This is a genomic window from Parasphingorhabdus sp., assembly GCF_049667325.1.
Taxonomy (GTDB): Bacteria; Pseudomonadota; Alphaproteobacteria; order Sphingomonadales; family Sphingomonadaceae; genus Parasphingorhabdus.
On sequence record NZ_JBATHY010000020.1, the window covers coordinates 1 to 7,542 of the forward strand.

The following is a 7,542-nucleotide window of genomic DNA, read 5'->3' on the forward strand; positions in this document are numbered from 1 at the left end:
CCGGTGGCCGAAGAAGCGCTTCCCGATCGCCTGACCGCAATGCTGACCGCCTCTGCCGCATCCAATGTCGATAGCAGCTTCACCGCTCGCAAAGCCGAGAAGGGTCTCGGCAAGCAACAACGCCGCAATATGGGCGTTGCCCAATGGGGCGCGATGGCGGCGACCCTGGCTCTTGGTGTCGTGGTCGGTCAATATGGACTGGGCTCTGGCTCGGACGCTCCCTTTGCGCAGGATGGCGGTGCGCTCGTTGCCAGTGGGCCGCTCGAGGAGGCCCTGGAAACCCAACTCGCTTCTGTCCAGGCTGATGACAGCGAATTTCGCATCGGCCTGACCTTCCGCGCCAAGACGGGCACTATCTGCCGCAGCTTCACCGGCGAGGCGGTCTCCGGAATCGGCTGCCGCGACGGACAACAGTGGAAGATGCGCAGCACATTGCCAGGCGGTAACGAGAGCGACTATCGTCAGGCCTCGAGCAGCACGGTCAATGCAATCGCAGCAGAGATGATGGCCGATGCGCCGGCTGATGCCGAAACCGAACGCAAGCTGTTGGAATCAGGCTGGAAATAGATTCACCGACAGCTACCTGTTGATGCCCGGACCACTGGAGTAACAGCAGCCTATTCCAGACATGGCCCTGCCCGTTCCACGGCGATTTCCTTGCGTGCCCCGATATGGGTTGCGGGGCCGCACTATGATCGCTAGATGCTGCCCCGTCTATGAGGTGCGTTGGCTGAGTGGTCGAAAGCGCCGCACTCGAAATGCGGTATGCCAGCAATGGTATCTAGGGTTCGAATCCCTAACGCACCTCCACAGACAAATCGGGCAAACCCGGCAAATATCAACTTGCCGAGGGTCACACGGGTCATACCCCCTAAAGCGGAAAAACCGACGGCCTCGAAAACGGGCTATTCTGGCATAAGATCAACATTCTCCTTGTCGATAAAGACAGCCCACAGAGGCCGGATAACGTTCCAGCGACGCGCTGGAATGCGCAGATTAGACTGAGAATGAGGCCGCAGTGTCATGCTGCTGGCTTACCAGAAGGGGGAAGCTGTAGGAAAGGTGGATTCGGCGGGTTTTTGTATTCACCAACATGTTCTGGGCCAAGGGACCGTTTAGGGGACAAAAGGGGATACCGGAAATGCCGCGAAGCCTTCTAGTAAATAGTCCTGGATCTCGGCTTCCTGCATTTATGAATTAGAGCCATTCTTGCCGTTATAACGGACTCAGGCTATCCTAGGATTTTCCGTTCCGGGGAGGTTTGTATGACGCGGTCGATATCTTCTTTCGTTGTGGCTCTTTCTTTGATCTGCTCCGCTGCTGCACTGGCGGAACCGGGGAGCGGCAAGAGCCCCGAAATCACCGAATTGGTAATCGCGGATTCCAATGATCGGACGATTTTGCAGAATATCGCCGTGATTTCATCACCGGTCGCTGATGTGTGGGCCGCATTTACCACCGAAAACGGCTATAAATCATGGGCTGTTCCGGTTGCCTTCGTCGATTTTCGCGTCGGCGGGGTTTTCGAAACCAGCTATAATCCGGACGCGAAGAAGGGCGACCCAGCCAATATCAAGAACCAAATTCTTGCGTATATCCCCGAACAATTGCTGGTCCTCAAAACAATCCAAGCGCCACCCGGACTCGCGTCGCAAGAAATGCTGGACCGGTTGGTATCGGTATTTCAGTTTGAAGCTTCGAAAGAGGACGAGACCAAAATCACCGTTTCAGGCATCGGTTATGGACAGGACGAAGAATCACAGCGGCTAGTCAAGTTTTTCAAAGCCGGTAACAGCTGGTCGCTTGGGGAGCTGGACAAAATGCTGGCAAAACATCGCGACGTTGATGCAGGTCAATAGACTCCAGCACTGCCTCGGTAAATTGTGCGTTCCCCGCCATGTTCCTGATATTCGCTAGCGCAATATGGCAACTACAACGACAATGTTTGATACAGGGCGCGAAGCAAACGTAAAACCGAGCGGGGGTGAAGCTCAGGATTGCCGTGACTGCGGAACAATTTCACAAGGCCGGCTTTACCACCGTAATTTCCAATGGCAGCGCGCGGCAAACGGCGGGAGCTTGACAGTATCGATCAGGATTCGAGCGCATTGTCCCCAAAATTTGTCTGGGAAATTGCTATATCGGACCTCTGGCAATCTCCATTAACGACCCGATTTTAGCCAAATAGTCGCAAAAGCCTTTTACCGAAGCTGATGGCTTTCGGTCATTGTCTGTGACAAGTCCGAACGCGCGAGTGAGTCTACAGCCATCGATTTTTGTAATACCGATGCCCTGTTGAAACGGCTCCGGGATAAATTTGGCTGATGTAATCGCCACACCCAGATTGGACGAAGCCATCGATATCAAGGACATGTAGTTTGTTATCCCGAATGCTTCTGGCACAAATGAAATTTTGATATTCCGCTTGTCAGCTTCAATCTGCAGGTTTTTCCGTATCTCTATGTGCGAGTCCGGACACAATATCGGGTATTTCAAAATTTCCGCGATATCCGCAGATTTGCTGCGCGTTAGTGGGTGGTCAGGCGCTGATATGGCATTGCAAATATCTGTAAATACCAGCCTGAAGTCTGCGTTTGGTGGCAAATCAATCAAGGGAACAACCGCGACATCGCTGGTCCCGTCAATCACGCGCTGGACACAATTTTCCGGTGTATCATCTGCAAATTTCAACATGATTCCCGGGTTGCGTTCCTGAAACTGGTCAGCGCTAACTTTTGCAACCGTCAACCCGATCATAATCGGAGAACAAACCCTGACGACAGACTTTCGCCGCTCACCCTTCTCATGATATTTGTCGTGAAGATTTGCCATCTCATCGACTAGATTCACAGCATCAATCTGGAATCGCTTCCCTTCATCACTGAGGCGAACAGAATTTGCATCGCGCAAAAATAATTGAGTCCGCAACCTTTGTTCAAGCTTTATGATCCGGCTGCTGACCGAAGGTTGGGATTTGCCAACCAGTTTCGCAGCGCCGCTAAAACTCAAACATTCGGCAACAGCCAAAAAAACCTGCAAATCCTGAATGGTAATATTAAACTGACGAAAACGCATACGAGCTTGTTCTTTCCTATCGCCAACTTCACCCAAAGAAAAAAACTCGCAAGTGAAATCGTTGAGCTCGATCAATTTCGAGCCAGAACGCTGATATATTGCGCCTTTTTCATCATACGACCAGTTGAGGTATAATTAAATCAAATAGGGTTATTCGGTATTAGAATTAGTAAATTTCAGTTGGGACCCCCAGTAAAACCGCCGGACGATATGAAACCAATAGCCTCCCCAGGTGTTAATGAGCGCAACAGATGGATTGGCAAAGAATTTGAAAAAGACCAAAGAGGACAAAGGGTTCTTGAAGCGCGAGGAGCCTGCACGAAACGAAACCGAGATCAAGCGCGATATCGAGCATTCTAAAGAATTCGCGAGAGATAGGTTGCGAACCCCTGAGTGGGCGGTCAATTACAAACCTCCGGCTGCACCTTTTCCAGAGCTGGTATCACTGGCCAAAAAAATAGCGCGACTGCGTAGGATCCGAGACAAAAGCCTGGGCAATGAACTAACGAGATCGGGTGAGCCGGTCTGGAATATTTTGATCGAGCTCGTAATCGCTGCCGAAGAGCAGAAACATATTTCTCTCGCTGACCTTTCCGATCTCGTATCTCTTAACGATACGATTGCCATTCGCTATTTGAATATCCTTGAAAATACTGGATTTATAGGATGGGGGCAGCATCCTTCAGGCCAGCGTAACGATCAGTTGCACTTAACAAGCAAGGGACGGTCGATCATGCGCAGGACGCTTCTGGCGCTCGAAAAAGATTAGATCGGTCGTCCGGTTAGAATGCCGATCTGCGCTTGCATCTGATCCCAAAACGCCTAAATTGTCAGCATGATTTCAACCGATCCCTATAAGTCCGGCAATCCGTTGCCGGCCGACACGCCAGACATCCTCGACGCGCGCTTCGCCATCGGCGATGTCGTCCGCCATCGTATTTTCGATTTTCGCGGCGTGATCTATGATATCGACCCGGTCTTCGCCAATAGCGAGGAATGGTACGAAGCCATCCCGAAGGATCTGCAGCCCCCGAGAGATCAGCCTTTTTACCATCTTTTTGCGGAAAATGCCGACAGCAGCTATGTCGCCTATGTCAGTCAGCAGAATTTGTTGTCCGACGATAGCGGTGAACCGATAAGCCATCCTGATGTTGCACGGCTGTTTCAGGCGACCGAGAGCGGCCGATATCAGCTACACCGCATTCACAGGCACTAAAACCGGCGCAGCTGGTCTTGTCAGGACTTGATCTTCCAGCCCGATTTCAGCAGCGAATAACATATTATTGCCAGGCCGATGTTAATCGCCAGCAATATAAGTGCGCCCTGCCCAATCGGCGAATCCGCCTCTCCGAGAAAACCATAGCGAAATCCTGAAATCGCATAGAAAAACGGGTTGGCGTGGCTCACCGCCTGGAAGGCGGGGGATAGCCGGTCGATCGAATAGAATGTCCCGGACAAAAGCGCCAATGGCGCAACCACGAAATTGGTGACCGCAGCAGCATGGTCGAATTTTTCCGCCCAGATCGATGTCAATACGCCGAGGAAGGACAGCATCGCGGAGCCCATGATGCCAAACCACAGCACCGCCCACCAATGGACAACCCCGACGTTGACTCCAGGCCAGATGAACATCGCCAGCCAGACCGCAAAGCCGACCAGCGCCGCCCTCGTCATCGAGGCTGCGACCAGCGCCGCGAGCAATTCTCCGACCGATAAAGGCGGGGTCAGATAGTCAATGATCGTGCCCTGGATCTTGCCGACCAGCATCGAAAAGCTGCTGTTGGCAAAGGCATTTTGCAGCATGCCCATGCAGATCAGGCCCGGCGCGATAAAGTCGGCGAATGGCGCGCCCAAAATGGTGCGATCACCGCGTCCCAGCGCAACGGTAAATATGACCAGAAACAACAATGTGGTGATCGAAGGGGCCCAGACCGTCTGCAACTGGACCTTGAAAAACCGCCGAACCTCTTTCCAGTAGAGCGCCAGAAATCCGGCCCAGTTGATCCCGCGGATGATCGGCACTCCCGGCTCGGCGAAGCGCATCGCATTCGCCAGCTGGCCGGTTGTCTGATCTTTTTCGGGTTGGTCGGGCATATTCGTTCCGCCTATCGGCTCGCTGCTTTAATCACAACCCCATATCGCACCCCTATCGCGCTTGTATCATAGCATTAACGTGGTTGTATAATCGCCCCGGCAACCCTATATCGCCCCGAACTCGAGATGATTAGGACTTTGTATGGCTTGGACGGATGAGCGGATCGATTCGCTGAAGAATATGTGGGAAAAAGGCCTGACCGCCAGCCAGATCGCAGAAGAGCTGGGCGGCGTCAGTCGCAATGCCGTGATCGGCAAGGCGCATCGCCTCGGCCTGAAATCGCGCCCGTCTCCGGTGAAAGCCAAGCCCAAAGCCAAAAAAGATGCAAAACCGGCAACCAAGGCGAAAAAGCCGCCGACCAAAAGCGGCAAGACTGCCAAGCCCAAGGAAGAGCACGTAGCGCGGCGCGCGATGCCGCCGCCAACACCGGCGGCACGCACCCATGCCGCGCAACAAGCCCGTCAGCCCAAGCATGATGGCCCAAAGATCGTTTCCGTTGGCCCCGGCGGCTTTTTGCGTCAGGGTCCGGGCGACCAGCAGGCTCCAATTCCACCGGCACCCCCGCGGCGTCTGGTTCCGGCCAAGCCGAGCGAAGAAATTGCCGACAAGACCAGTCTGCTGGACCTTAATGACAAAATCTGCCGTTGGCCAATCAACCATCCGGGTGAACCCGACTTCCATTTCTGCGGGCAGGAAGTGAACCCGGGCTTTCCTTATTGCGTCGAACATTGCGGCCGCGCGTTTCAGGCGCAATTGCCGCGTGGCACCCGTCGTCCTCCGCCGCCGCTGCCATTTGGCGGACCGCGGGTTCGCTAGGCGGCCGATGCGGGATGCCGTGATTTTCCGGTCCTTTGGCGGATGACTGCATAAGCCTCTTGCCAGTGTGACTCTTGCGCTCTTATAGGGTCGTGCATGTCTGATGATCTGTTCGGCTCTAACCCGCCAACCCAATCCAAAACCGGTGACTATGACGCCTCGGCAATCGAGGTTCTCGAGGGCCTTGAACCCGTTCGCAAGCGGCCCGGCATGTATATTGGCGGGGTCGACGAACGCGCGCTCCACCATCTCGCTGCCGAAGTCATCGACAACAGCATGGACGAGGCGGTCGCCGGCCATGCCAGCCGGATAGAAATCACCCTGGATTCGGAAAATCGTCTCACTGTGACCGACAACGGCCGTGGTATTCCGGTCGATCCCCACCCCAAATTTCCTGGCAAATCGGCGCTCGAAGTGATCATGACCACGCTCCACTCGGGCGGTAAATTTTCGGACAAGGCCTATGCGACATCTGGCGGCTTGCACGGCGTCGGCGTATCGGTCGTCAACGCCCTCTCTTCCGACACGGTCGTCGAAGTGGCACGGAACAAGACCATTTATCGCCAGTCTTTTTCGCAAGGCAACGCGGTTTCGAAACTCGAGGAAGTCGGCACGGCTCCCAACCGCCGCGGCACCAGCATCTCCTTCATTCCCGATATCGAGATTTTTGGCGAAGGGAACAAGTTCAAGCCCTCCCGGCTGTTCAAACTGGCGCGCTCGAAAGCCTATCTCTACGCCGGTGTCGAAATCCGCTGGAAATGCGACGAAAGCCAGGCCAGCGACGATGTCCCCGCAGAGGCGGTATTCCAGTTTCCCGGCGGGCTTTCCGATCACCTGCGCGAACAGCTGTCCGGCCGCGAATGCGTCACGACGGACTTCTTCGCCGGCAATCAGGATTTTCCTGACAAGCAGGGCCGGGTCGAATGGGCGATCACCTGGCCGATCTGGACCGATGGCAGTTACAGCTGGTATTGTAACACTATTCCCACGCCCAATGGCGGCACCCACGAAACCGGTCTGCGCAATGCGCTCGTTCGCGGACTACGCGCCTTCGGGGAACTGGTCCAGATCAAGAAAGCCGCCCAGCTAACCGCAGACGACATCATCTCCGGCGGCGAAATGATGCTGTCGGTATTTATCCGCGATCCCCAGTTCCAAAGCCAGACCAAGGATCGATTGACCTCTCCCGAGGCTTCAAAGCTGGTCGAGAACGCCGTGCGCGACCATTTCGATCATTTCCTCACCGACAATATGGATCGCGGCAAGGCACTGCTCGGCTTTGTCATGGAGCGGATGGACGAACGGCTGAAGCGCAAGGCCGAACGCGAGGTCAAGCGCAAGACCGCGACATCGGGCCGCAAGGTCCGCCTGCCCGGCAAGCTGACCGATTGCTCGATCGGCGATCCGGAAGGCACCGAATTGTTCATCGTCGAAGGCGACAGTGCCGGCGGTTCCGCAAAACAGGCGCGGGAACGCAAAACCCAGGCGATCCTGCCGATCCGTGGTAAAATCCTTAATGTTGCATCCGCCAATAACGCCAAGATCATGGGCAACAG

The 7,542-nt window shown here is 54.8% G+C and carries 8 protein-coding genes and 1 tRNA gene; 7 read left to right on the top strand and 2 right to left on the bottom strand.

From position 1 onward, the window contains the following. The 3 genes from WBM93_RS00935 to WBM93_RS00945 all read left to right on the top strand — a co-directional run. Window positions 1-567, top strand: a 567-nt coding sequence (locus WBM93_RS00935; protein WP_424427244.1) for an anti-sigma factor family protein, incomplete at its 5' end; no start/stop codon positions are given. Between the two features lie 153 nt (window positions 568-720). Then, window positions 721-810: transfer RNA gene (locus WBM93_RS00940), tRNA-Ser, on the top strand. A 455-nt stretch (window positions 811-1,265) separates the two neighbouring features. Next, on the top strand, window positions 1,266-1,859 hold the full coding sequence (locus WBM93_RS00945; protein WP_424427246.1) for an SRPBCC family protein: 594 nt from the start codon (window positions 1,266-1,268) through the stop codon (window positions 1,857-1,859). Between the two features lie 277 nt (window positions 1,860-2,136). Here WBM93_RS00945 and WBM93_RS00950 read toward each other — a convergent pair whose 3' ends face one another. Beyond that, window positions 2,137-3,150: a LysR family transcriptional regulator gene (locus WBM93_RS00950; protein WP_424427248.1), complete on the bottom strand. Its 1,014-nt coding sequence runs from the start codon at window positions 3,148-3,150 to the stop codon at window positions 2,137-2,139. Between the two features lie 193 nt (window positions 3,151-3,343). Between WBM93_RS00950 and WBM93_RS00955 the strand changes: the two genes are divergently transcribed. Beyond that, window positions 3,344-3,844 carry a hypothetical protein gene (locus WBM93_RS00955; protein WP_424427250.1) on the top strand — a complete coding sequence of 167 codons (501 nt, stop codon included), beginning with the start codon at window positions 3,344-3,346 and terminating at the stop codon, window positions 3,842-3,844. Between the two features lie 66 nt (window positions 3,845-3,910). After that, window positions 3,911-4,291, top strand: a complete 381-nt coding sequence (gene hspQ, locus WBM93_RS00960; protein WP_424427252.1) for a heat shock protein HspQ — start codon at window positions 3,911-3,913, stop codon at window positions 4,289-4,291. A gap of 20 nt (window positions 4,292-4,311) precedes the next feature. On the opposite strand, the gene WBM93_RS00965 is transcribed toward hspQ, so the two are convergent. Continuing rightward, window positions 4,312-5,169, bottom strand: coding sequence for an ABC transporter permease (locus tag WBM93_RS00965; RefSeq protein ID WP_424427254.1), 858 nt, complete (start codon window positions 5,167-5,169; stop codon window positions 4,312-4,314). A 142-nt stretch (window positions 5,170-5,311) separates the two neighbouring features. On the opposite strand from WBM93_RS00965, the gene WBM93_RS00970 reads away from it, so the two are divergent. Both WBM93_RS00970 and WBM93_RS00975 read left to right on the top strand, forming a co-directional pair. Further along, on the top strand, window positions 5,312-5,986 hold the full coding sequence (locus tag WBM93_RS00970; protein ID WP_424427256.1) for a GcrA family cell cycle regulator: 675 nt from the start codon (window positions 5,312-5,314) through the stop codon (window positions 5,984-5,986). Between the two features lie 96 nt (window positions 5,987-6,082). Beyond that, the coding region (locus tag WBM93_RS00975) for a DNA topoisomerase IV subunit B (RefSeq protein WP_424427258.1) at window positions 6,083-7,542 on the top strand (1,460 nt) is incomplete at its 3' end.

What these genes read in the sequence shown, in the direction of transcription:
- WBM93_RS00945 (WP_424427246.1), top strand. Translation starts at nt 1,266, where the DNA reads ATGACGCGGTCGATATCTTCTTTCGTTGTGGCTCTTTCTTTGATCTGC.
- hspQ (WP_424427252.1), top strand. Translation starts at nt 3,911, where the DNA reads ATGATTTCAACCGATCCCTATAAGTCCGGCAATCCGTTGCCGGCCGAC.
- WBM93_RS00965 (WP_424427254.1), bottom strand. Translation starts at nt 5,169, where the DNA reads ATGCCCGACCAACCCGAAAAAGATCAGACAACCGGCCAGCTGGCGAAT.
- WBM93_RS00970 (WP_424427256.1), top strand. Translation starts at nt 5,312, where the DNA reads ATGGCTTGGACGGATGAGCGGATCGATTCGCTGAAGAATATGTGGGAA.